Origin of the sequence: Symbiobacterium terraclitae (assembly GCF_017874315.1) — a bacterium.
Taxonomy (GTDB): Bacteria; Bacillota; Sulfobacillia; order Symbiobacteriales; family Symbiobacteriaceae; genus Symbiobacterium; species Symbiobacterium terraclitae.
The window spans coordinates 1-20,594 of record NZ_JAGGLG010000002.1 but is presented as its reverse complement, the minus strand read 5'-3'; the positions used below and the strand labels follow the sequence as shown (position 1 = coordinate 20,594).

Sequence of the window (20,594 nt, the reverse complement as noted above, 5' to 3'; positions counted from 1 at the left end):
GGCGTTAGAACACCTTGGCGGACTCGATGATCTCAACCACGCGCCAGCGCTTGTCCTTGGAGAGCGGGCGGGTCTCCATGATGCGGACCTTGTCGCCCACCTTGCACTGGTTCTGCTCATCGTGGGCCTTGAACTTCTTGGTCCGGCGGATGCGCTTCTTGTACAGCGGGTGCTGGACCAGGGTTTCCACGGCGACCACGACGGTCTTGTCCATCTTGTCGCTGGTGACCACGCCGACGCGGGTCTTGCGGAGATTACGCTCTGCGGTCATGCCTTAGCCTCCCCCTGGCTGCCCGCCTTGAGCTCGCGCTCGCGGATGATGGTCTTGCAACGGGCAATCGCCTTGCGCACCTCGCGCACGCGCGCGGTGTTTTCAAGATTGTTGACCGCCAACTGGAACCGGAGGTTAAAGAGCTCCTCCTTCAGGCTGGCCACCTTGGCCCGGATTTCCTCGGTGGACATCTCGCGGATTTCCTTAACCTTCATTGGCTTCACCACCCGTCTCGACAGCGGCAGCCACTGCGGCCTTCTCCCGCTTCACGAACTTGCACTTGATGGGCAGCTTGTGCGCAGCAAGCCGCATGGCCTCCTGGGCGGTCGCCTCGTCCACGCCGGCCAGCTCGAACATGATCCGGCCGGGCTTGACGACGGCTACCCAGGTCTCCGGGGCGCCCTTACCGGAACCCATACGGACCTCGGCAGGCTTCCGGGTCAGGGCCTTGTGCGGGAAGATCTTGATCCAGACCTTGCCGCCGCGCTTGATGAAACGGGTCATGGCAATACGGGCAGCCTCGATCTGCCGGTCGGTGATGAAGGCCGCCTCCAGGGCCTGCAGCCCGTAGTCGCCAAAGGCAACCTCGTTACCGGCCTTGGAGCGGCCCTTGTTCAGCTTGGCGACCGCCTTGTGGGGGCGACGCCACTTGACGCGCTTCGGTGCAAGCACTAGCTATGCCCCCCTTCCCGGCTGACAGGCTTCGGGCCTGCGGCGATGGCCGCACGCTCGGCTGCGGCACGCTCCTCGCGGCTGGGCCGCTGGCCGCCCTGGCCCGCACCCCGGCCACCGCGCCCGCCGCGCCGGCCGCCGCGCTCGCGCCGCTCGCCGCGGTCGCCGCGCCGGTCGCCGGACGCAGCCTGCTGGGCGGCCTCGCCGACGTACATCCAGACCTTCACGCCGATCTTGCCGAAGGTCGTGTCGGCCTCGGCGAACCCGTAGTCGATGTCGGCCCGGAGGGTGTGCAGGGGCACGGTGCCCTCCCAGGCGCGCTCGGTGCGGGCGATCTCGGCGCCGCCGATGCGGCCGCTGATGATGATGCGGACGCCCTTGGCGCCGAGCCGCATGGCCTTCTGGATCGCCTGCTTCATCGCCCGGCGGAAGGACATGCGCTTCTCAAGCTGCTGAGCGATGGACTCGGCCACCAACTGGGCGTCGAGCTCGGCGACGCGGACCTCCTTGACGTCCAGGGAGATCTGCTTGCCGGTCATCTCGGCCAGCCTGTTCTGCAGCTCGGCGATGCCCTGGCCCTGACGGCCGATCACCATGCCCGGCTTGGCGGTGTGCACGATGATCTTGACCCGGTTCGCCGCCCGCTCGATCTCGATGCGGGAGACGCCGGAGGCGTAGAGCGTCTTCTTGATGAAGTTCCGGATCTTGACGTCCTCCACCAGCAAGTCGCTGAAGTTCTTCTTGTCCGCGTACCAGCGGGTGTCCCAGTCCTTCACGATGCCGATGCGGAGGCCCTTCGGGTGTACTTTCTGACCCACTGCTACTTAGCCTCCTTTTCCTTCACCATGACGGTGATGTGGGAGGTGCGCTTCAGGATGGGGAACGCCTGGCCCCGCTGCCGCGGATGATAGCGCTTCAGCGTGGGACCCTGATCGACAAACGCCTGGGAGATGACCAGGTTATCCTTGTTCAGGTTGTAGTTGTGCTCAGCGTTGGCCGCGGCACTCTTGATCACCTTGGCGATCGGCTCGCTGGCCCGCTTGGGGACGAACTTGAGGAGCGCTAGCGCCTCGTTCACGCTCTTGCCGCGAACGAGATCGATCACCACGCGCACCTTGCGCGGAGCGATGCGAACGTAGCGAGCGCTGGCCTTGACTTCCACGTGCGTTTACCTCCTTCGCTCAGACTTTCAAGGGTCTAATCGTTACCGCACACGGCTGGACTTCTCGTCCCCACCGTGACCCCTGAAGGTCCGGGTCGGAGCGAACTCACCCAGCTTGTGGCCAACCATCTCCTCGGTAATGTACACCGGGACATGGGTCTTGCCGTTGTGGACCGCGATCGTGTGGCCGACCATCTCGGGGAAGATGGTGCAGTCACGGGCCCAGGTCTTGAAGACCTTCTTCTCACCCTTCTCGTTCAGGGCGAGGATCTTCTTCTCAACTGAGGGGTCAATGTACGGCCCCTTCTTGAGGGAACGACCCATTTACTTCACACCCCTTCCTTACTTCTTGCGGCGGCTCACGATCAGCCGGTCAGACTTCTTGTTGGGCTTGCGGGTCTTGTAGCCCAGCGTCGGCTTGCCCCACGGGGAGACCGGGCCGGGACGGCCGATGGGCGAGCGGCCCTCGCCACCGCCGTGCGGGTGGTCGACGGGGTTCATGACCGAACCGCGGACGGTCGGGCGGAAGCCCAGGTGGCGCTTGCGGCCGGCCTTGCCCAGGACGATGTTCTCGTGCTCGAGGTTGCCCACCTGGCCGATGGTGGCGCGGCAGGCCAGCAGGACCTTGCGCTGCTCACCGGAGGGGAGCCGCAGCAGGGCGTAGCCGCCCTCCTTGGCCATGATCTGGGCGGAGGCGCCGGCGGAACGGGCCAGCTGGCCGCCGCGGCCGGGCGTCAGTTCGATGTTGTGGACGGTGGTGCCCACCGGGATGGCCTCCAGCGGCAGGGCGTTGCCCACCTTGATGTCGGCATCCGGGCCGGAGACGATGGTGTCGCCGACGTTCAGGCCGACCGGATGGAGGATGTACCGCTTGGCCCCGTTGGCGTACTGCACCAGGGCGATGCGGCACGTGCGGTTCGGGTCGTACTCGATGGTCATCACCTTGGCCGGGATGCCATCGAACTCGTTGCGCTTGAAGTCGATGATCCGGTACATCCGCTTGTGGCCGCCACCGCGGTGCCGGGTGGTAATGCGGCCGTAGACGTTGCGCCCAGCCTTCCTGACGAGGCGTACCAGCAGGGACTTCTCAGGCTTGGTGCTGGTCAGCTCCTCGAAGGTGTGCCGCGTCATCTGGCGGATACCCGGGGAAGTGGGCTTATAGTGCTTGATTCCCATCGTGTACCCTCCTTACAGGCCCTCGAAGACCTTGATGCTGTCGCCTTCCTTGAGCTGGACGATAGCCTTCTTCCAATCCGAACGGCGGCCGATGTACTTGCCCTGGCGGCGCAGCTTGCCCCTCATCCGCATGGTGTTCACCGCGGTGACGGTGACGCCGAAGATCTCCTCGATCGCCTGCTTGATCTGGGTCTTGTTCGCATCAAGGCGCACCTTGAAGGCGTACTTGCCCTCGCTCATCTTGGCCATGTTCTTCTCCGAGATGAGCGGCTTGAGGATGATGTCGCGAGCCTCCATCAGCCCAGCACCTCCTCAACCTTGGCCACGGCGTCCTGGGTGAGCACGATCTTGCCCGAGGCCAGCACCTCGTAGACGTTGAGGTTGCGGGCTGCGTTGGCGCGCACGCCGGGAATGTTCCGGGCCGACTTGTAGACGTTGACGTTCTCCTCGGCGGTGACGATGAAGGCCTTGCCCTCCGCCTTGAGGTTCTTCAGCAGGGAGACGACCTCCCGGGTCTTGGGCGCCTCCAGCTCGAACGAATCGATGACGATGAGTTCACCGCTGGCGAGCTTGGCGCTGAGCGCCTGACGGAGCGCCGCCCTGCGGGCCTTCTTGGGCATCGTCCACCCGTACTTGCGGGGATGCGGGCCGAACGCCACGCCGCCGTGCCGCCACTGCGGCGCACGGATCGAACCCTGGCGCGCACGGCCGGTACCCTTCTGACGCCACGGCTTCTTGCCGCCGCCGGACACCTCGGCGCGGGTCTTCGTGTCGGAGGTACCCTGACGCTGGTTGGCGAGGTACATCTGCACAACTTCGTGCAGGAGACCGGGATTCACCTCGGCCCCGAACACGGCGTCCGAAAGGGTGATCTCCCCGACGGTGGCGCCTTCCTTGTTGTAAACGGCCACTTTCGGCATGTTTGCTCCTCCTTTCGGAACGACTAGCGGGCCTTGGCGGCCTTCACGGAATCGCGGATCGTGATCAGCGAGCCCTTGGCGCCGGGAACGGCACCCTTGATGAGGATGAGGTTCTTCTCGGGGTCAACCTTCACGATGCGCAGCCCCTGCACGGTGACCCGCTCGCCGCCCAGCCGGCCGGGCAGCTTGCGGCCCTTCGGCACGCGGGCCCAGGCACGCTGTCCGAGAGAGCCGGGACCCCGGTGATATTTCGAGCCGTGGGCCATGAAGCTGCGGGAGAAGTTCCACCGCTTGATGCCGCCGGCGAAGCCCTTTCCACGAGAGATGCCGGTGACATCGACCAGCTCGCCCTCGGCAAAGATGTCGGCCTTGATGGTGTCGCCCACGTTGAGCGACTCGATGTCGTCCAGGCGGAACTCCCGCAGGTAGCGGGTCGCCTTGACCTCATGCTTGGCGAAGTGCCCCTTCATGGGCTTGTTGACGAGCTTCTCACGGATCGTGTCGAAGCCGACCTGCACGGCGTTGTAGCCGTCCGTGGCCACCGTCTTCTTCTGGACGACGACGCAGGGCCCGGCCTCAACCACGGTGACGGGGATGATCTTCCCGTCGGCGGCGAAGATCTGGGTCATGCCCAGCTTCTTGCCCAGAATGCCCTTCTGCACTGAAGCCACCTCCACATCAGTGGTCGCAGGGATCCGAGGGGAGTCGGGGTCCGGCGGACCCCGCACGGAGGAGCCTTACGGCCCAACCGCTTTTAGCAGGCCATCTCGGTCCGGGCGACATGATCGATACCGCAGGCCTGCCTGCCGGCCTGGCGGGAGTAGCAATTCTCCCGTCTTAGAGCTTGATCTCGATGTCGACGCCGGCTGGCAGATCCAGCTTCATCAGGGCTTCGACAGTCTTCGAGCCGGGCTCAAGGATGTCGATGAGCCGCTTGTGCGTCCGCATCTCGAACTGCTCGCGGATGTCCTTCTCGCCGTTGGGGGCGGTCAGGATCGTGTAGATGTTCTTCTCCGTCGGCAGCGGAATCGGCCCGCTGACGGTGGCACCGGTCCGGGTGGCCGTCTCGACGATCTTGGCAGCGGAGCTGTCGAGGATCTTGTGGTCGAAGGCCCGCAGCTTGATGCGGATCTTCTGATTGGCCACGATTGCTTCCCTCCTTGTAGGGACGTTACTACTCCCGAATGACCAGGGCCCGAAACCCGGGGGACGGGCATTGCGCCAGCCCCCCGGGCGAGGCCCACCTATCGGTGAACTACTGGGCGACCTTGGTGACCCGGCCGGAGGCCACGGTGCGGCCACCCTCACGGACGGCGAACCGGAGGCCCTCCTCGATGGCGATCGGGTGGATCAGCTCGACGGAGATCTCGACGTTGTCGCCAGGCATGACCATCTCAACGCCCTCGGGCAGCTTGATGGTGCCGGTCACGTCGGTGGTCCGGAAGTAGAACTGCGGGCGATAGCCGTTGAAGAACGGGGAGTGGCGGCCGCCCTCCTCCTTGGTCAGGACGTAGATGGCGCCGGAGAACTTGGTGTGCGGCTTGATGGAGCCGGGCTTCGCCAGAACCTGGCCGCGCTCGACCTCCTTCTTCTCGATGCCGCGCAGCAGGGCGCCAACGTTGTCGCCGGCGACGACCTCGTCCAGCAGCTTGCGGAACATCTCGAGGCCGGTGACGACGGTGGTCTTGTTCTCCTCGCGCAGGCCGATGATCTCGACCTGGTCGCCGACCTTGCACTTGCCACGCTCGACGCGGCCGGTCACGACGGTGCCGCGGCCGGTGATGGTGAAGACGTCCTCGATGGGCATCAGGAAGGGCTTGTCGGCGTCGCGCTCCGGCGTCGGGATGTAGCTGTCGACGGCGTCCATGAGCTCCTCGATGGCCTTGACGTACTTGGGATCGCCCTCGAGGGCCTTCAGGGCGGAGCCCTTGATGAAGGGGATGTCGTCGCCGGGGAACTCGTACTGGTTCAGCAGCTCGCGAACCTCGAGCTCGACCAGCTCCAGCAGCTCCTCGTCGTCGACCATGTCGCACTTGTTGAGGAAGACGACGATGGCGGGCACGCCGACCTGACGGGCGAGCAGGATGTGCTCACGGGTCTGCGGCATGGGGCCGTCGGCGGCGGAGACGACCAGGATCGCGCCGTCCATCTGGGCAGCGCCGGTGATCATGTTCTTCACGTAGTCGGCGTGTCCGGGGCAGTCGACGTGGGCGTAGTGCCGGGCGTCGGTCTCGTACTCCACGTGGGCGGTGTTGATGGTGATGCCGCGCTCCCGCTCCTCGGGCGCCTTGTCGATCGCGTCATAGGCCATGAACTGGGCCTTGCCCTTGTCAGCGAGGACCTTGGTGATCGCCGCGGTCAGGGTGGTCTTGCCGTGGTCGACGTGGCCAATGGTGCCGATGTTCACGTGCGGCTTGGTACGCTCGAACCTCTGCTTAGCCATGGGTGGATTCTCCTCCTTACATCCGTTCTGTCTGGGATCTATGCCTTGCCCTGGGCCTTCTCGATGATCGGCTTGGCCACGTTCTGAGGCACTTCCTCGTAGTGGTCAAACTGCATCGAGTAGACGCCACGGCCCTGGGTCCGGGAACGAAGATCGGTCGCGTAGCCGAACATCTCTGCCAGGGGCACCTGGGCCCGGATGACCTGAGCGCCGGCCCTTGCTTCCATGCCCTCGATCCGGCCGCGGCGGGCGTTGAGGTCGCCGATCACGTCGCCCATGTACTCCTCCGGCACGGTGACCTCGACCTTCATGTACGGCTCGAGGAGTACCGGCTGAGCCTTCTGGGCGGCGGCCTTGAAGGCCATGGAGCCTGCGATCTTGAAGGCGGCCTCCGAGGAGTCGACCTCGTGGTAGGAGCCGAAGACCAGTTCGACCTTGACGTCGATCACCGGGAAGCCGGCGAGGACGCCGTTCTGGAGGGCCTCCCTGATGCCCTGCTCCACGGGACCGATGTACTCCTTGGGGATGACGCCGCCGACGATCTTGTTCTCGAAGACAAAGCCGCTGCCGGGCTCACCGGGCTCCAGGTTGATGACAGCGTGGCCGTACTGACCGCGGCCGCCGGACTGCCGGACAAACCGGCCCTCGACGTTCTCCACTCGCGCCTTGATCGTCTCGCGGTAGGAGACCTGCGGCTTGCCGACGTTCACGCCCACCTTGAACTCCCGCTGGAGCCGGTCGACGATGATCTCCAGGTGCAGCTCGCCCATGCCGGCGATGATGGTCTGACCCGTCTCCTGGTTGGTGTACATCCGGAAGGTCGGGTCTTCCTCTGCCAGTTTGAGCAGGGCCTGGCTGAGCTTATCCTGGTCGGCCTTCGTCTTGGGTTCCACAGCCAGCTCGATCACCGGCTCGGGGAACTCCATGGACTCCAGGATGACCGGGGCCTGGTCCGTGCAGAGCGTGTCGCCGGTGGCGGTGTCCTTCAGGCCCACCACGGCGGCGATGTCGCCCGTCTCCACCGCATCGATCTCCTCGCGGTGGTTGGCGTGCATCTGCACCAGGCGCCCGACCCGCTCCCGCTTGCCCTTGGTGGCGTTCAGCACGTAGCTGCCGCTGGGAAGCCGGCCGGAGTAGACCCGGATGAAGCAGAGCCTGCCGACGAACGGGTCGGTGACCACCTTGAACGCCAGCGCGGAGAACGGCTCGTTGTCGTCGGGCTTCCGGACGAGCTCCTCGCCGGTCTCGGGGTCAACGCCCTGAATCGGCGGCACGTCCAGCGGCGACGGCAGGTAGTCGATCACCGCATCCAGCATGGGCTGAACGCCCTTGTTCTTGTACGACGAGCCGCAGACAACCGGCGAGATCTTGCAGGCGACGGTCAGCTTGCGCAGGCCGGCCTTGATCTCCTCGACGGTCAGCTCCTCGCCCATCAGGTACTTTTCCATCAGGGCGTCGTCCGCCTCGGTCGCCGCCTCGATCATCTCCGTGCGGTACTGCTCCACCAGCTCCCGCATCTCCTCGGGAACCGGCTCCTCGCGGATGTCCTTGCCGAGGTCGTCGTAGTACACGATCGCCACGTTGCGAACCAGGTCCACGATCCCCCGGAAGTTGTCCTCCGCGCCGATGGGCAGCTGAATCGGGACGGGCCGTGCGTTCAGGCGCTCCTTCATCATCCGGACGACCCGGAAGAAGTCGGCCCCGATGGTGTCCATCTTGTTGACGTAGGCCATGCGGGGAACCCCGTACTTGTCGGCCTGCCGCCACACGGTCTCCGACTGCGGCTCCACACCGCCCTTGGCACAGAACACGGCCACTGCGCCGTCCAGGACGCGCAGCGAACGCTCAACCTCCACCGTGAAGTCCACGTGTCCGGGCGTGTCGATGATGTTGATTCGGTGGTTCTTCCAGTTGCAGGTCGTAGCCGCGGACTGAATGGTGATGCCGCGCTCCTGCTCCTGCACCATGAAGTCCATCGTGGCCGCACCCTCGTGGGTCTCGCCCAGCTTGTGGGTCCGACCGGTGTAGAACAGGATGCGCTCCGTCGTCGTCGTCTTGCCGGCGTCAATATGCGCCATGATGCCGATATTGCGGAGCCTATCCAGCGAAACCTGCCGAGACATCAGACACCCCCCTTTGCTTCAGAATGCGCATCCCGAAACTACCAGCGATAATGGGCGAAGGGCTTGTTGGCCTCGGCCATCTTGTGGACCTCTTCGCGCTTCTTCACTGCACCGCCGGTGTTGTTGTACGCATCCACCAGCTCGGCGGCCAGCCGCTCCTCCATGGTGCGCTCCCCACGGCCGCGAGCGTAGTTGATCAGCCACCGGATGCCCAGGGCCTGGCGCCGCTCCGGGCGCACCTCCATCGGCACCTGGTAGGTCGCGCCGCCGACGCGGCGAGGCCGGACCTCGAGCACCGGCATGATGTTCTTCAGCGCGCCTTCCAGCACTTCCATCGGCTCCTTGCCGAGCTTCTCGCTGGCCCGGTTGATGGCGTTGTAGAAGATGCGCTGGGCAAGGCCCTTCTTGCCGTGGAGCATGATCTTGTTGATCACGCGGGTGACCAGCTCCGAGTTGTAAATCGGATCCGGCAGCACCTCGCGCTTCGGCACGTGTCCGCGACGCGGCATGCGAGTACCCCTTTCTTTCCACTAACTCTGGGCGGTGAGTCGGCAGGCCGCCTCCGGGGGGCAACCCATCCGCCGGCTTCGCCGAAGGGTCTTCGGTTACTCTCCCCGCCCCCGGCTGACTTACTTCTTGGCTGCCTTCTTCTTCTTGGCGCCGTACTTGGAACGGCCCTGCATCCGGTTGGCCACGCCGGCGGCATCGAGCGCACCGCGGACGATGTGGTAGCGGACGCCAGGCAGGTCCTTGACGCGGCCGCCGCGGACGAGCACGACGGAGTGCTCCTGCAGGTTGTGGCCGATGCCCGGGATGTACGCCGTGACCTCGATGTTGTTGGAGAGGCGGACACGGGCGATCTTCCGCAGCGCCGAGTTCGGCTTCTTCGGGGTGGTGGTCTTCACAACGGTGCAGACGCCCCGCTTGAAGGGGTTCCCCTTGAGCGCCGGCGAGGCAGACTTCTCGGACATGGTCTTGCGGCCCTGACGGACGAGCTGGTTAATGGTCGGCACAGAACGCACCTCCTTCCGGGATAGGCTGGCTGAAAGAGGGAGGTGGCCGGCTATCCCTCCAAGATCGCGGCGGCGGCAGCGCCAACCTCGATCCCGCAGGCCTTGCCCAACGCCACCATCGATTCAACCCGCTGAACCTCCAGGCCCTTCTCCCGCGCCGCCTCCAGCACACCCCGGAGCACGTGCTCCTCGGCATCCCCGGCGACGTACACGACACGAGCCTGTCCCTTCGCTATGGCCTTTACAGTCTGTTTGGTACCGATGGTCTTCTTGGCCGCTGACTTCAACCGCTCCAAGCTCATCGCCCCAAAAACCTCCTGCACAGGCACACTTTCATATTGTACTCAGGGCCCAGGCGCGAGTCAAGAAAAACCCGCGCAGATTCGGCGCCAGCGGGCTTTTCCGCGCGCTGTCTCCCCCAATCGCCCGTTTTCGGCCAGGCTCATCGCCGGGCGGCGAAGACGTGGTACCCCGCCTTCCGGTCGACGTCGGTCACGTTGCCGAACAGCTCCGCGAGCTTCCGCTTCATGCTCGGCGCACCCTGCTTGGTCTGGATGACCACCCAGAGCGACCCGCCGGGCTTCAGCGCCGCGTGGGCCTCCTCCAGCAGCCGGTAGACCGTGGCCTTGCCGGCCCGGATCGGCGGGTTGGTCAGGATGGCGTCGAAGGCGATGCCCTGCACGGCCGCCAGCCCGTCGCCCAACCGCACCTCGGCGTTGGTGATGCCGTTGGCCGCGAGGTTCCGCCGGGCCAGCTCGACCGCCCGCTCGTTGACGTCCACCATATAAATGTAGCCTTGCGGCGCCAGGCGGGCGGCGACCATCCCGATGGGGCCGTAGCCGCAGCCGAGGTCGAGCACCGTGTCGGCGGCGCCGATCTGCATGGCCTCTATTAATAGAAGCGATCCGAAATCGACCCGGTCCCGGGAAAAGACGCCGGCGTCGGTGACGAAGCGGAACGTCATCCCGCGCAGCGTGGCGTCGAAGCTTGTCTCCTCGTGGGCCGCGCTCGGCCGGCTGGTGTAGTAGTGCTCGCTCAACGTGGGCTCCCTCCCTCTGACAAGAGGGCCCTGCGCGCCGAGTGCTCCAGGCGTCGCAGGGTCTGCGGCGACGGTCCGGGGAAAATGCAGAGCAATGGTACCGAAAAATGGCGCGAAACGCAAGGGCGCACAGGCGGGGAGAGCGCGCTGCCCGTGCCGGTCGACCCGGCGGACCTCGAGGCGAGGCCACTTCCCTCTGCCCGGGCACCGAACATGGGAGGCCCGACTGCCCCTTGGGGCAGCCGGGCCTCTCCACTACGTACAAGACGCCTAGTCGTCCGCGCCCTCCAGCTGTTCACTGTAGAGGTCTTCCTCGGTGTAGACCTTGATCCCCCGGTACCGGCCCATGCCGGTACCGGCAGGCACCAGCTTGCCGATGATCACGTTCTCCTTCAGGCCGAGCAGCGGGTCCCGGCGGCCCTTGATGGCCGCGTCGGTCAGCACGCGGGTCGTCTCCTGGAAGGAGGCCGCCGAGAGGAAGGAGTCGGTGGCGAGAGAGGCCTTGGTGATGCCCAGGAGCATCGGCCGGGCGACGGCGGGCACACCGCCCTCCATGATCACCCGCTCGTTCTCGTCCTCGAACTCGAAGATGTCGATGAAGCTGCCCGGCAGCAGTTCGGTATCGCCGGGATCCTCCACCTTCACCTTGCGCAGCATCTGCCGCACCATGACCTCGATGTGCTTGTCGTTGATGTCCACACCCTGTAGGTTGTAGACCTTCTGCACCTCGCGCAGCAGGTAGTGCTGCACGCCGCGCAGGCCCTTCACTCGCAGGAGGTCGTGGGGGTTCACCGAGCCCTCGGTCAGCTCGTCTCCGGCCTCCACGATCTGCCCGGGGCGCACCTTCACCCGGGCGCCGTAGGGGATCGCGTAGGTGACGGACTCGCCGTCCTCGGAGGTGATGGTGATCTCCCGCCGGCCCTTGTTCTCCGTGATGGAGACCTCGCCGTCCAGCTCGGCGATGACCGCCTGGCCCTTCGGCTTGCGGGCCTCGAAGAGCTCCTCGACGCGGGGGAGACCCTGGGTGATGTCGTCGCCGGCCACGCCGCCGGTGTGGAACGTGCGCATCGTCAGCTGCGTGCCGGGCTCGCCGATGGACTGGGCGGCGATGATGCCGACGGCCTCGCCCACGTCCACCAGCCTGCCCGTGGCCAGGTTGCGGCCGTAGCAGGCCTGGCAGACGCCGAAGCGGGTGCGGCAGGTCAGCACCGAACGGATGGTGACCTCCTTGATGCCGGCCTGCAGGATCTGCTCCGCCAGGTCCTCGTCGATCATCTCGTTGGCGTAGACAATGATCTCGCCGGTCTCGGGGTGGACGATGTCGTTGAGGGCGACGCGCCCCACGATGTGCGGCGTGATCGGCTCCACCACGTTGCCCGCCGCGTCGACCTCCTCGGTCCAGGTGATGCCGGCCGTGGTGCCGCAGTCCTCCTCGCGCACGATCACGTCCTGGGCCACGTCAACCAGGCGGCGGGTCAGGTAGCCTGAGTCAGCTGTGCGCAGCGCGGTGTCGGCGAGGCCCTTGCGGGTGCCGTGGGTGGAGAGGAAGTACTCCAGCACGGTGAGGCCCTCGCGGAAGTTGGCCTTGACCGGCAGCTCGACGATCTTGCCCGAGGGGTCGGCCATGAGGCCGCGCATGCCGGCCAACTGCGTGATCTGCGAGATGTTGCCGCGGGCACCGGACTTCATCATCATGTTGACGGGGTTGAAGTCCTCCATGGTGTCGACGAGGGTCTTGGTGACCTCGTCCTTGGCGTCGGACCAGATCTTGATCACCTGCTGGTAGCGCTCGTCGTTGGTGATCAGGCCCCGCTTGTAGTTCCGCTCGACGACCTCGACCTTCTTCTCGGCCTCGGCGAGGATCCGGGCCTTCTCGCCCGGCACCCGGATGTCCGAGATGGCGATGGTGGCGCCGGAACGGGTGGCGTACTGGAAGCCCAGCTCCTTGATCTTGTCCGTCTGCTCCGCCGTCTTCACGGTGCCCAGCTTGCGGTAGGCATCGTCGATGATCTTGCCCATCTGCTTCTTCTCGATGGTGTCGTTGCGGTAGCGGAGCTTCGGGTGCAGGATCTCGTTGAAGATCATGCGGCCGACCGTGGTCTTGATGCGCTTGCCGGAGACGGTGTTCCAGTTGTCCGGGTGCTCCCACCATTCCTCCGAGTATGGCTCCAGGTGGGCCGGCGGCTCGGGGAAGCGGATCTCGACCCAGTCGTGCAGCTCGACCAGCCCGTTCTGGTAGGCCAGCAGGGCCTCGTGGGGATGGGAGAACCGCATCTTGGGCTCGGAATCCGGCTTGGGCAGCGTGAGGTAGTAGGAGCCCAGCAGCATGTCCTTGGACGGCGTGATGACCGGCGCGCCATCCTTGGGGTTCAGGATGTTATGCGCCGCCAGCATCAGGATGCGGGCCTCGGCCTGGGCTTCGGCCGACAGCGGCACGTGCACCGCCATCTGGTCGCCGTCGAAGTCCGCGTTGTACGCCGTGCAGACCAGCGGGTGGATCTGGATCGCGCGGCCCTCCACCAGCACCGGCTCGAAGGCCTGGATGCCCAGGCGGTGCAGCGTCGGGGCGCGGTTCAGCAGGACGGGGTGCTCCTTGATCACGTCCTCGAGCACGTCCCAGACCTCGGGCTTCACCCGCTCCACCATGCGCTTGGCGCTCTTGATGTTGTGGGCGTAGCCGTCGTTGACCAGCTTCTTCATGACGAAGGGCTTGAACAGCTCCAGCGCCATCTCCTTGGGCAGGCCGCACTGGTGCAGCTTCAGGTGCGGGCCGACCACGATCACGGAACGGCCGGAGTAGTCGACGCGCTTGCCCAGCAGGTTCTGGCGGAAGCGGCCCTGCTTGCCCTTCAGCATGTCGGAGAGCGACTTGAGCGGGCGGTTGCCGGGGCCGGTTACCGGCCGGCCGCGGCGGCCGTTGTCGATCAGGGCGTCGACGGCCTCCTGGAGCATGCGCTTCTCGTTGCGGACGATGATGTCCGGCGCGCCCAGGTCCAGGAGCCGCTTCAGGCGGTTGTTCCGGTTGATCACCCGGCGATAGAGATCGTTCAGGTCGCTCGTGGCGAAGCGGCCGCCGTCCAGCTGGACCATCGGACGCAGGTCGGGCGGGATCACCGGGATCACGTCGAGGATCATCCACTCCGGCTTGTTGCCGGACTTGCGGAAGGCCTCCACGACCTCCAGGCGGCGGATCGCCCGGATCTTGCGCTGGCCGGAGACGGTCTTCAGCTCCTGGCGGAGCTCCTGCGAGAGCTTCTCCAGGTCGAGCTTCTGCAGCAGCACCTTGATGGCCTCGGCGCCCATGCCCGCCTTGAAGGCGCTGCCGTACTTCTCCCGGTACTCCCGGTACTCGTTCTCCGTCAGCAGCTGCTTCTCCATCAGCGGCGTGTCACCGGGGTCGGTCACGATGTACGCCGCGAAGTAGAGCACCTTCTCCAGCGCGCGGGGGCTGATGTCCAGGATCAGCCCCATGCGGGAGGGTATCCCCTTGAAGTACCAGATGTGCGAGACCGGCGCGGCCAGCTCGATGTGACCCATGCGCTCCCGGCGCACCTTGGCCCGGGTGACCTCGACGCCGCAGCGGTCGCAGACGATGCCCTTGTACCGTACCCTCTTGTACTTGCCGCAGTGGCACTCCCAGTCGCGGGTCGGCCCGAAGATCTTCTCGCAGAAGAGCCCCTCGCGCTCGGGCCGCAGCGTGCGGTAGTTGATGGTCTCCGGCTTCTTCACCTCGCCGCGGGACCACTGCCGAATGCGTTCAGGAGAGGCCAGCCCGATCCGGATGGAGTCAAAGTAATTGACGTCGAGCATCGATCAGCATCCTCCCCTACTCCTCGTCGTCATCGAGGTCGTCCTGCCGGCGGCGGCGCGACCGGCCTCCGAAGAGGTCGTCCTCGTCGTCGGCGTCCGTGGCGTCGAAGTCCTCCCCGCCGAAGTCGTCCAGGTCGTCCAGCCCGCCGCGGCGGCGCCGGGCAGCACCCTTGCGGCCGCGCACCGGCGCGGGCCCGAACTCGTCCTCGTCCGACTCCTCGTCGCCGCCGTCGAAGAGGTCCTCTTCGTCGAGGTCGTCCTCTCCGGGCAGCGCACGGCGGGCCGGGGCCAGGTCCCCGGGCATGGACCGGGCGGCGTTCTTGAGGGCGCCGGCGACCTTCTCCAGCTCCTCGGGGTTGAGCGGGGCCTCGTCGTCCTCCTCCTCAACCTCATCCTCTGCAGGCTCCTCGGCGGCCTCGGCCTCGGTCTCAGCCTCAGGCTGCCGGGGCTCCTCGGCCGGGAACTCGTCGCCGCCGAGGGCGGGGATATCGAGTTCGCGGCCGGTGACGTCCATGTCGTCGTCCAGCTCCCGCAGCTCGATCTCCTGGTCGTTCTCGTTCAGGACCTTCACGTCCAGGCCGAGGGACTGCAGCTCCTTGATCAGCACCTTGAACGACTCGGGGACGCCCGGCTCGGGCACGTTCTCGCCCTTGACGATCGCCTCGTAGGTCTTCACGCGGCCGACCACGTCGTCGGACTTGACCGTGAGCAGCTCCTGCAGCGTGTACGCGGCGCCGTAGGCCTCCAGCGCCCAGACCTCCATCTCGCCGAAGCGCTGGCCGCCGAACTGCGCCTTGCCGCCCAGCGGCTGCTGGGTGACCAGGGAGTAGGGGCCGGTGGAGCGGGCGTGGATCTTGTCGTCGACCAGGTGATGCAGCTTCAGCATGTACTTGTAGCCGACCGTGACCTCGTTGTCGAGGGGTTCGCCGGTCTTGCCGTTGAACAGCACCGTCTTGCCGGTGGGCGGCAGGTGCGCCTTCAGCAGCATCTCCCGGATGTCTTCCTCGTTGGCGCCGTCGAAGACCGGCGAGGCCACGTGCTGGCCCAGGGTCTTGGCGGCCCAGCCGAGGTGGATCTCCATGATCTGGCCGATGTTCATGCGAGAGGGCACGCCCAGCGGCGTAAGGATAATCTCGATGGGGGTGCCGTCAGGCAGGAAGGGCATATCCTCCTCGGGCACGATGATCGAGATGACGCCCTTGTTGCCGTGGCGGCCGGCCATCTTGTCGCCCTGGCTGATCTTGCGCTTCTGGGCGATGTAGACGCGCACCAGCTCGTTCACGCCGGGCGAGAGCTCGTCGCCGTTCTCACGGGTGAAGACCTTCACGTCGACGACGATGCCCGACTCGCCGTGCGGCACGCGCATCGAGGTGTCGCGCACCTCGCGGGCCTTCTCGCCGAAGATCGCCCGCAGGAGCCGCTCCTCGGCCGTGAGCTCGGTCTCGCCCTTGGGTGTGACCTTGCCCACGAGGATGTCGCCGGGGCGCACCTCGGCGCCGATGCGGATGATGCCCCGCTCGTCGAGGTCCTTCAGCACGTCCTCGCCGACGTTGGGGATGTCGCGGGTGATCTCCTCGGGCCCGAGCTTGGTGTCGCGGGCCTCGCACTCGTGCTCCTCGATGTGAATCGAGGTGAAGATGTCCTCCCGCACCAGCCGCTCGTTGATGATGATGGCGTCCTCGTAGTTGTAGCCCTCGTAGCACATGTAGGCGACGAGGACGTTGCGGCCCAGCGCCAGCTCGCCGTAGTCGGTGGACGGCCCGTCGGCCATCACGTCGCCCTTGCGGACCCGCTGCCCAGTCCGGACGATGGGCTTCTGGTTGATGCAGGTGCCCTGGTTGGACCGGGTGAACTTGGTCAGCTTGTACTTCTTGACCTGCAGGTCGTCGTACTGGACCACGATCTCCGAGGCCGTCGCCCGCAGCACAACGCCGTCGTTCTCGGCGATGACGCAGACGCCGGAGTCCCAGGCCGAGCGGTACTCCATGCCCGTGCCCACGTACGGCGCCTCGGTGCGCAGGAGCGGCACCGCCTGGCGCTGCATGTTGGAGCCCATCAGGGCGCGCGAGGCGTCGTCGTTCTCGAGGAACGGGATGAGCGCCGTCGCGATGGAGACGACCTGCTTCGGCGACACGTCCATGTAGTCGACCTGGTTCGGCGGCACCTGGAGGATCTCGTCGCGGTAGCGGCAGGTGATGCGGTCGCGGACGAAGGTGCCGTCCTCGTTGATCGGCTCGTTGGCCTGGGCGATGACGTTCTCGTCCTCCTCGTCCGCCGTGAGGTAGACGATCTCGTTGGTCACCCGGCCGGTCTCGTGGTCGACCTTGCGGTAGGGCGTCTCGATGAAGCCGTACTCGTTGATGCGGGCGTAGGTCGCCAGCGCGCCGATCAGGCCGATGTTCGGACCTTCCGGCGTCTCAATGGGGCACATGCGGCCGTAGTGCGAGGTGTGCACGTCGCGCACCTCATAGCCCGCCCGCTCGCGGGAGAGGCCGCCGGGGCCCAGGGCGGAGAGGCGGCGCTTGTTGGTCAGCTCTGCCAGCGGGTTGGTCTGGTCCATGAACTGGGAGAGCTGCGAGGAGCCGAAGAACTCCTTCACCGCCGCCACCACCGGGCGGATGTTGATCAGCGCCTGGGGCGTGATGATGTCCACGTCCTGGATGGTCATGCGCTCTTTGACCACCCGCTCCATGCGGGCCAGGCCGATGCGGAACTGGTTCTGCAGCAGTTCGCCGACGGAGCGCACGCGCCGGTTGCCCAGATGGTCGATGTCGTCCACGCTGCCCAGCCCCTTGAACAGCGTGACCATGTAGTTGATGATCGCGACGATGTCCTGCCGCAGGATGGTCTTGATCTTCAGGTCGGGCTGGCCGTTGGAGACCACCCGCACCACCGTGCCGTCCCGCAGCTTGACGTTCAGGGCGTCGATGCCCGCCGCGTCGATCTTCTCGGCCAGGCGCTTGTCGATCTGCGCCCCGGGCTCGGCCAGGACCTCGCCGGTCTCGGGGGAGACGATGCGATCAACCGCGAACGCGCCTACAATCCGGCGCCGGAGGGCAAGCTTCTTGTTGAGCCGGTACCGGCCCACGTTGAGCAGGTCGTACCGCTTGGGCTCGAAGAAGAGCGTCTCCAACAGCTGCCGGGCGTTGTCCACCGCCGGCGGCTCACCGGGGCGCAGGCGCTTGTAGATCTCAATCAGCGCCTCGTCCTCGGAGTCCGTGCCGTCCTTCTCCAGGGTGCGGCGCACGTACTCGGAGTCGCCGACGGCGTCGATGATCTCCTGGTCAGAACTGTAGCCCAGCGCGCGCAGTAAGATAGTTGCAGGGAGCTTGCGGGTGCGGTCGACGCGGACGTAGAGCACGTCGTTGACGTCCGACTCGAACTCCAGCCAGGCGCCCCGGTTCGGGATCATCGTCGCGAAGTACAGCTTCTTGCCGGACGGGTCGATCTGCTCGGAGAAGTAGACGCCGGGCGACCGCACCAACTGGGAGACGATAACCCGTTCCGCGCCATTAATGATGAAGGTGCCCGTAGGCGTCATGAGCGGGAAATCGCCCATGAACACCTCCTGCTCCTTCACCTCACCGGTCTCCTTATTGATCAACCGGACGCGCACGCGCAGCGGCGCCGCATAGGTGACGTCCCGCTCCTTGCAGTCCTCCATGGAGTACTTCGGCTCGCCCAAGCTGTAGTCGAGGAACTCCAGCACCAGGTTGCCCGTAAAGTCCTGAATGGGCGAGATGTCCCGAAACATCTCCTGCAGGCCCTCGCGCAGGAACCACTGATAGGAGTTGTGCTGCAGCTCGATCAGGTTCGGCATCTCCAGGATCTCGTCGATCCGGGCAAAGCTGAGCCGCTGTCTCCTGCCAGCTTGCACCATCTTCGGCATGCGGTCCAGGCCTCCTCACTTCTGTTTGGTGGCCATCAAGAAGCTCCCCGTCTGGAAGTGCCCACCGCGGAAGCGCTCGATGTATGATGAAACTCTCCCGGCCGGGAGCGTTTGCCCCAGCAGGAGAAACCGTACCCGGGTGCGAAAAAGAAAAAGTACCACCGCATCGCTCTGCCGTCCATGGGTGGCATTTCCAGGACGACATTCTCTATTGATATCCTGGAAGCCGAACATTATGCATGCGCACGGCGGTTTTCTGGCATGATCAGAGGTGCGGACGCTAGACAATTGCAGCGATGGCGTGTGGAAAGTCGACCAGTCGACGCTTTGGTGGCAAGTTATCATCCTACCATGCAAGGTAAGCGCTGTCAAGCGAAACGGAATCTCCGGGCGGAACCATTGGGTTCTGCCCGCCTTCTGCATTTACAGGTACAGGACAAGAGGGTTGGGGACGCGCCCGAGAGCGCCTGCCCCAACCCTCCTTTCACGCTGAACGCTTACTTGACCTCGACCTCGGCGCCGGCCTCCTTGAGCTTGGCGGCCACGGCGTCGGCATCGGCCTTGGAGACCTTCTCCTTGACGGGCTTGGGAGCGCCGTCGACCAGGTCCTTGGCCTCCTTGAGGCCCAGGCCGGTCAGCTCGCGGACGACCTTGATGACGTTGATCTTGTTGGCGCCCGGGTTCTTCAGGATGACGTCGAACTCGGTCTTCTCCTCAGCGGCCGGAGCAGCGGCGGCGGCAGCGGGGCCGGCAGCGGCGACGGCCACGGGAGCGGCGGCGGTAACGCCGAAGGTCTCCTCGAACAGCTCCTTCAGTTCCTTCAGCTCGAGGGCGGTCATGCCCTTGATGATCTCGATAACCTCAGCAGCCTTGGACATGTGGGGAACCTCCTTATACTTGCTTGAAATTGAACTTCCAAACTAGGCCTCGGCGCCCTCCAGCTGGCGGATGCGGGCGTCGAGCGCATAGGCAAAGCTGGCAAGCAGACCGTTGATGGCGCCGGCGACGCCCTGCAGCGGGGCCTGGATGCCGCCCAGCACCTGGGCGAGCAGCACCTCGCGGCTCGGCAGGTCGGCCAGCTCCTTGACGCCGTTCGCGTCGAGGACCTTGCCCTCGAGGATGCCGGCCTTCATCACGAACTTGGGATCGCGGTCCTTGGCGAAGAACTCGCGGATCTTCTTCGCACCGGACGCCTCGTCCTCGTAGGAGAAGGCCAGGGTGGTAGTACCGTGGAGGTACTGGTCCAGCCCCTCGATGCCCAGCTCCTGGGCGGCGATCCGGATCAGGGTGTTCTTGGCCACCTTCAGCTCGACCCCGGCCGCCCGCAGCTCACGGCGCAGCTTGGTCACCTGCGCGACGGTCAGCCCCTTGTTGTCGGCAAGCACCACGCTCTTCGCCTTGCTCATGGCCTCCTTGAGCGCGGCCACCGCCTGCTGCTTCTCGGGACGGATGTTGTGCAAATCGGTTCACCTCCTTGCCGGAACATGAAGAAAGACCTCCGACCATAGCCAGTCGGAGGTCTGTGGCAAGCACTTACCCAGACGCACGCGCTCCCCGGTGGGGGCTCGCTCTCCGACCTCGGCGGGCTGGCGGTTCGCCACTTAGGCCATACGGCACCTGCTGTCTACGGTCGTGTGTGGAGTTAGGCACATGAAGGAGTATACCCGCCTCCGTGTGCGCGCGTCAAGTGCAGTTTGCGGATTTTCGCTCTGCTCAGCCCTCGGCCTGCTCGAGCATCTCCTCCAGCCGGATCTTCTCCTGAAGGAGGCTCATCCGCTCCGCCGGAGTGGCCTCCATCCACCGGTCCACGAGGCTCTCCAGCCGCTGCCGGATCTCCCGCTCGTCCATCGACTGCCACACCTCCTTCTGTTTCGATTGCGCGTCATTTCGGTTCTGGACGCGTTCGCCCTACGCCCCTGATAGTATCGCACAGATGTCGCATTTGCAATACATTATCGACCCGATTCGACATAGACCGCTGAATAGAGTAGGGGCTGGCCTTTCGGCCAACGCCCCCTCGTCAAACCGGACGTGCAGTTTTCCCGCATCCGGCTTCCGCCGGTCGTAGCCCTACAA

At 65.6% G+C, this 20,594-nt stretch carries 20 protein-coding genes, 2 pseudogenes and 1 other annotated feature; all 22 genes and pseudogenes read right to left on the bottom strand.

All coding sequences use genetic code 11. The features are described 5' to 3' along the window. Positions 1-4: 4 nt before the first annotated feature. Positions 5-271 carry a 30S ribosomal protein S17 gene (gene rpsQ / locus J2Z79_RS01470; RefSeq protein ID WP_209465082.1) on the bottom strand — a complete coding sequence of 89 codons (267 nt, stop codon included), beginning with the start codon at positions 269-271 and terminating at the stop codon, positions 5-7. Beyond that, complete coding sequence (rpmC, locus tag J2Z79_RS01465; RefSeq protein ID WP_209465081.1) at positions 268-486, bottom strand: 50S ribosomal protein L29; 219 nt, start codon at positions 484-486, stop codon at positions 268-270. The genes rpsQ and rpmC overlap by 4 nt, the downstream gene beginning before the upstream one ends. Continuing rightward, entirely contained in the window at positions 476-943 is a 468-nt protein-coding gene (gene rplP / locus J2Z79_RS01460; RefSeq protein ID WP_209465080.1) for a 50S ribosomal protein L16, read from the bottom strand. Before rplP ends, rpmC begins: the two co-directional genes overlap by 11 nt. A 185-nt stretch (positions 944-1,128) precedes the next feature. Next, a pseudogene (rpsC, locus tag J2Z79_RS01455) lies at positions 1,129-1,761 on the bottom strand (30S ribosomal protein S3); the annotation flags it as partial. A 2-nt stretch (positions 1,762-1,763) separates the two neighbouring features. Then, complete coding sequence (rplV, locus tag J2Z79_RS01450; protein WP_209465078.1) at positions 1,764-2,105, bottom strand: 50S ribosomal protein L22; 342 nt, start codon at positions 2,103-2,105, stop codon at positions 1,764-1,766. A gap of 42 nt (positions 2,106-2,147) precedes the next feature. Next, positions 2,148-2,429, bottom strand: a complete 282-nt coding sequence (gene rpsS / locus J2Z79_RS01445) for a 30S ribosomal protein S19 (RefSeq protein ID WP_209465077.1) — start codon at positions 2,427-2,429, stop codon at positions 2,148-2,150. An 18-nt stretch (positions 2,430-2,447) separates the two neighbouring features. Next, complete coding sequence (gene rplB / locus J2Z79_RS01440) at positions 2,448-3,281, bottom strand: 50S ribosomal protein L2 (protein WP_209465076.1); 834 nt, start codon at positions 3,279-3,281, stop codon at positions 2,448-2,450. Between the two features lie 12 nt (positions 3,282-3,293). Then, positions 3,294-3,581, bottom strand: coding sequence for a 50S ribosomal protein L23 (gene rplW, locus J2Z79_RS01435; protein ID WP_209465260.1), 288 nt, complete (start codon positions 3,579-3,581; stop codon positions 3,294-3,296). Beyond that, positions 3,578-4,201, bottom strand: a complete 624-nt coding sequence (rplD, locus tag J2Z79_RS01430; RefSeq protein WP_209465075.1) for a 50S ribosomal protein L4 — start codon at positions 4,199-4,201, stop codon at positions 3,578-3,580. The genes rplW and rplD overlap by 4 nt, the downstream gene beginning before the upstream one ends. 23 nt (positions 4,202-4,224) lie before the next feature. Continuing rightward, entirely contained in the window at positions 4,225-4,863 is a 639-nt protein-coding gene (gene rplC / locus J2Z79_RS01425; protein ID WP_342589396.1) for a 50S ribosomal protein L3, read from the bottom strand. Positions 4,864-5,038: 175 nt separating this feature from the next. Further along, a complete protein-coding gene (rpsJ, locus tag J2Z79_RS01420; protein WP_209465073.1) occupies positions 5,039-5,347 on the bottom strand; it encodes a 30S ribosomal protein S10 in 309 nt (102 codons plus the stop codon). 109 nt (positions 5,348-5,456) lie between these two features. Beyond that, positions 5,457-6,644 carry an elongation factor Tu gene (gene tuf, locus J2Z79_RS01415; RefSeq protein WP_209465072.1) on the bottom strand — a complete coding sequence of 396 codons (1,188 nt, stop codon included), beginning with the start codon at positions 6,642-6,644 and terminating at the stop codon, positions 5,457-5,459. A 38-nt stretch (positions 6,645-6,682) separates the two neighbouring features. Then, entirely contained in the window at positions 6,683-8,767 is a 2,085-nt protein-coding gene (gene fusA / locus J2Z79_RS01410) for an elongation factor G (RefSeq protein ID WP_209465071.1), read from the bottom strand. A gap of 38 nt (positions 8,768-8,805) precedes the next feature. Further along, positions 8,806-9,276, bottom strand: a complete 471-nt coding sequence (rpsG, locus tag J2Z79_RS01405; RefSeq protein WP_209465070.1) for a 30S ribosomal protein S7 — start codon at positions 9,274-9,276, stop codon at positions 8,806-8,808. 120 nt (positions 9,277-9,396) lie between these two features. Beyond that, entirely contained in the window at positions 9,397-9,780 is a 384-nt protein-coding gene (gene rpsL, locus J2Z79_RS01400) for a 30S ribosomal protein S12 (protein WP_209465069.1), read from the bottom strand. Positions 9,781-9,830: 50 nt separating this feature from the next. Beyond that, positions 9,831-10,082, bottom strand: coding sequence for a ribosomal L7Ae/L30e/S12e/Gadd45 family protein (locus J2Z79_RS01395; protein ID WP_209465068.1), 252 nt, complete (start codon positions 10,080-10,082; stop codon positions 9,831-9,833). A 140-nt stretch (positions 10,083-10,222) separates the two neighbouring features. Continuing rightward, positions 10,223-10,819: a class I SAM-dependent methyltransferase gene (locus J2Z79_RS01390; protein WP_209465067.1), complete on the bottom strand. Its 597-nt coding sequence runs from the start codon at positions 10,817-10,819 to the stop codon at positions 10,223-10,225. A gap of 270 nt (positions 10,820-11,089) precedes the next feature. Further along, a complete protein-coding gene (gene rpoC, locus J2Z79_RS01385) occupies positions 11,090-14,629 on the bottom strand; it encodes a DNA-directed RNA polymerase subunit beta' (protein WP_209465066.1) in 3,540 nt (1,179 codons plus the stop codon). A 346-nt stretch (positions 14,630-14,975) separates the two neighbouring features. After that, positions 14,976-18,518: pseudogene (gene rpoB, locus J2Z79_RS01380) on the bottom strand (DNA-directed RNA polymerase subunit beta); the annotation flags it as partial. A gap of 497 nt (positions 18,519-19,015) precedes the next feature. Next, on the bottom strand, positions 19,016-19,396 hold the full coding sequence (rplL, locus tag J2Z79_RS01375) for a 50S ribosomal protein L7/L12 (protein ID WP_209465064.1): 381 nt from the start codon (positions 19,394-19,396) through the stop codon (positions 19,016-19,018). Positions 19,397-19,438: 42 nt separating this feature from the next. After that, positions 19,439-19,978 (bottom strand): 50S ribosomal protein L10, encoded by a 540-nt coding sequence (gene rplJ, locus J2Z79_RS01370; RefSeq protein WP_209465063.1) that lies wholly within the window; start codon positions 19,976-19,978, stop codon positions 19,439-19,441. An 18-nt stretch (positions 19,979-19,996) separates the two neighbouring features. Beyond that, positions 19,997-20,166: a sequence feature (ribosomal protein L10 leader region), on the bottom strand. A 65-nt stretch (positions 20,167-20,231) separates the two neighbouring features. After that, positions 20,232-20,366, bottom strand: coding sequence for a hypothetical protein (locus J2Z79_RS18740; RefSeq protein WP_280953545.1), 135 nt, complete (start codon positions 20,364-20,366; stop codon positions 20,232-20,234). Positions 20,367-20,594: the final 228 nt, after the last annotated feature.

What these genes read in the sequence shown, in the direction of transcription:
- rpsQ (WP_209465082.1), bottom strand. Translation starts at nt 271, where the DNA reads ATGACCGCAGAGCGTAATCTCCGCAAGACCCGCGTCGGCGTGGTCACC.
- rpmC (WP_209465081.1), bottom strand. Translation starts at nt 486, where the DNA reads ATGAAGGTTAAGGAAATCCGCGAGATGTCCACCGAGGAAATCCGGGCC.
- rpsS (WP_209465077.1), bottom strand. Translation starts at nt 2,429, where the DNA reads ATGGGTCGTTCCCTCAAGAAGGGGCCGTACATTGACCCCTCAGTTGAG.
- rplB (WP_209465076.1), bottom strand. Translation starts at nt 3,281, where the DNA reads ATGGGAATCAAGCACTATAAGCCCACTTCCCCGGGTATCCGCCAGATG.
- rplD (WP_209465075.1), bottom strand. Translation starts at nt 4,201, where the DNA reads ATGCCGAAAGTGGCCGTTTACAACAAGGAAGGCGCCACCGTCGGGGAG.
- tuf (WP_209465072.1), bottom strand. Translation starts at nt 6,644, where the DNA reads ATGGCTAAGCAGAGGTTCGAGCGTACCAAGCCGCACGTGAACATCGGC.
- fusA (WP_209465071.1), bottom strand. Translation starts at nt 8,767, where the DNA reads ATGTCTCGGCAGGTTTCGCTGGATAGGCTCCGCAATATCGGCATCATG.
- rpsG (WP_209465070.1), bottom strand. Translation starts at nt 9,276, where the DNA reads ATGCCGCGTCGCGGACACGTGCCGAAGCGCGAGGTGCTGCCGGATCCG.
- J2Z79_RS01395 (WP_209465068.1), bottom strand. Translation starts at nt 10,082, where the DNA reads ATGAGCTTGGAGCGGTTGAAGTCAGCGGCCAAGAAGACCATCGGTACC.
- rpoC (WP_209465066.1), bottom strand. Translation starts at nt 14,629, where the DNA reads ATGCTCGACGTCAATTACTTTGACTCCATCCGGATCGGGCTGGCCTCT.
- rplL (WP_209465064.1), bottom strand. Translation starts at nt 19,396, where the DNA reads ATGTCCAAGGCTGCTGAGGTTATCGAGATCATCAAGGGCATGACCGCC.
- J2Z79_RS18740 (WP_280953545.1), bottom strand. Translation starts at nt 20,366, where the DNA reads ATGGACGAGCGGGAGATCCGGCAGCGGCTGGAGAGCCTCGTGGACCGG.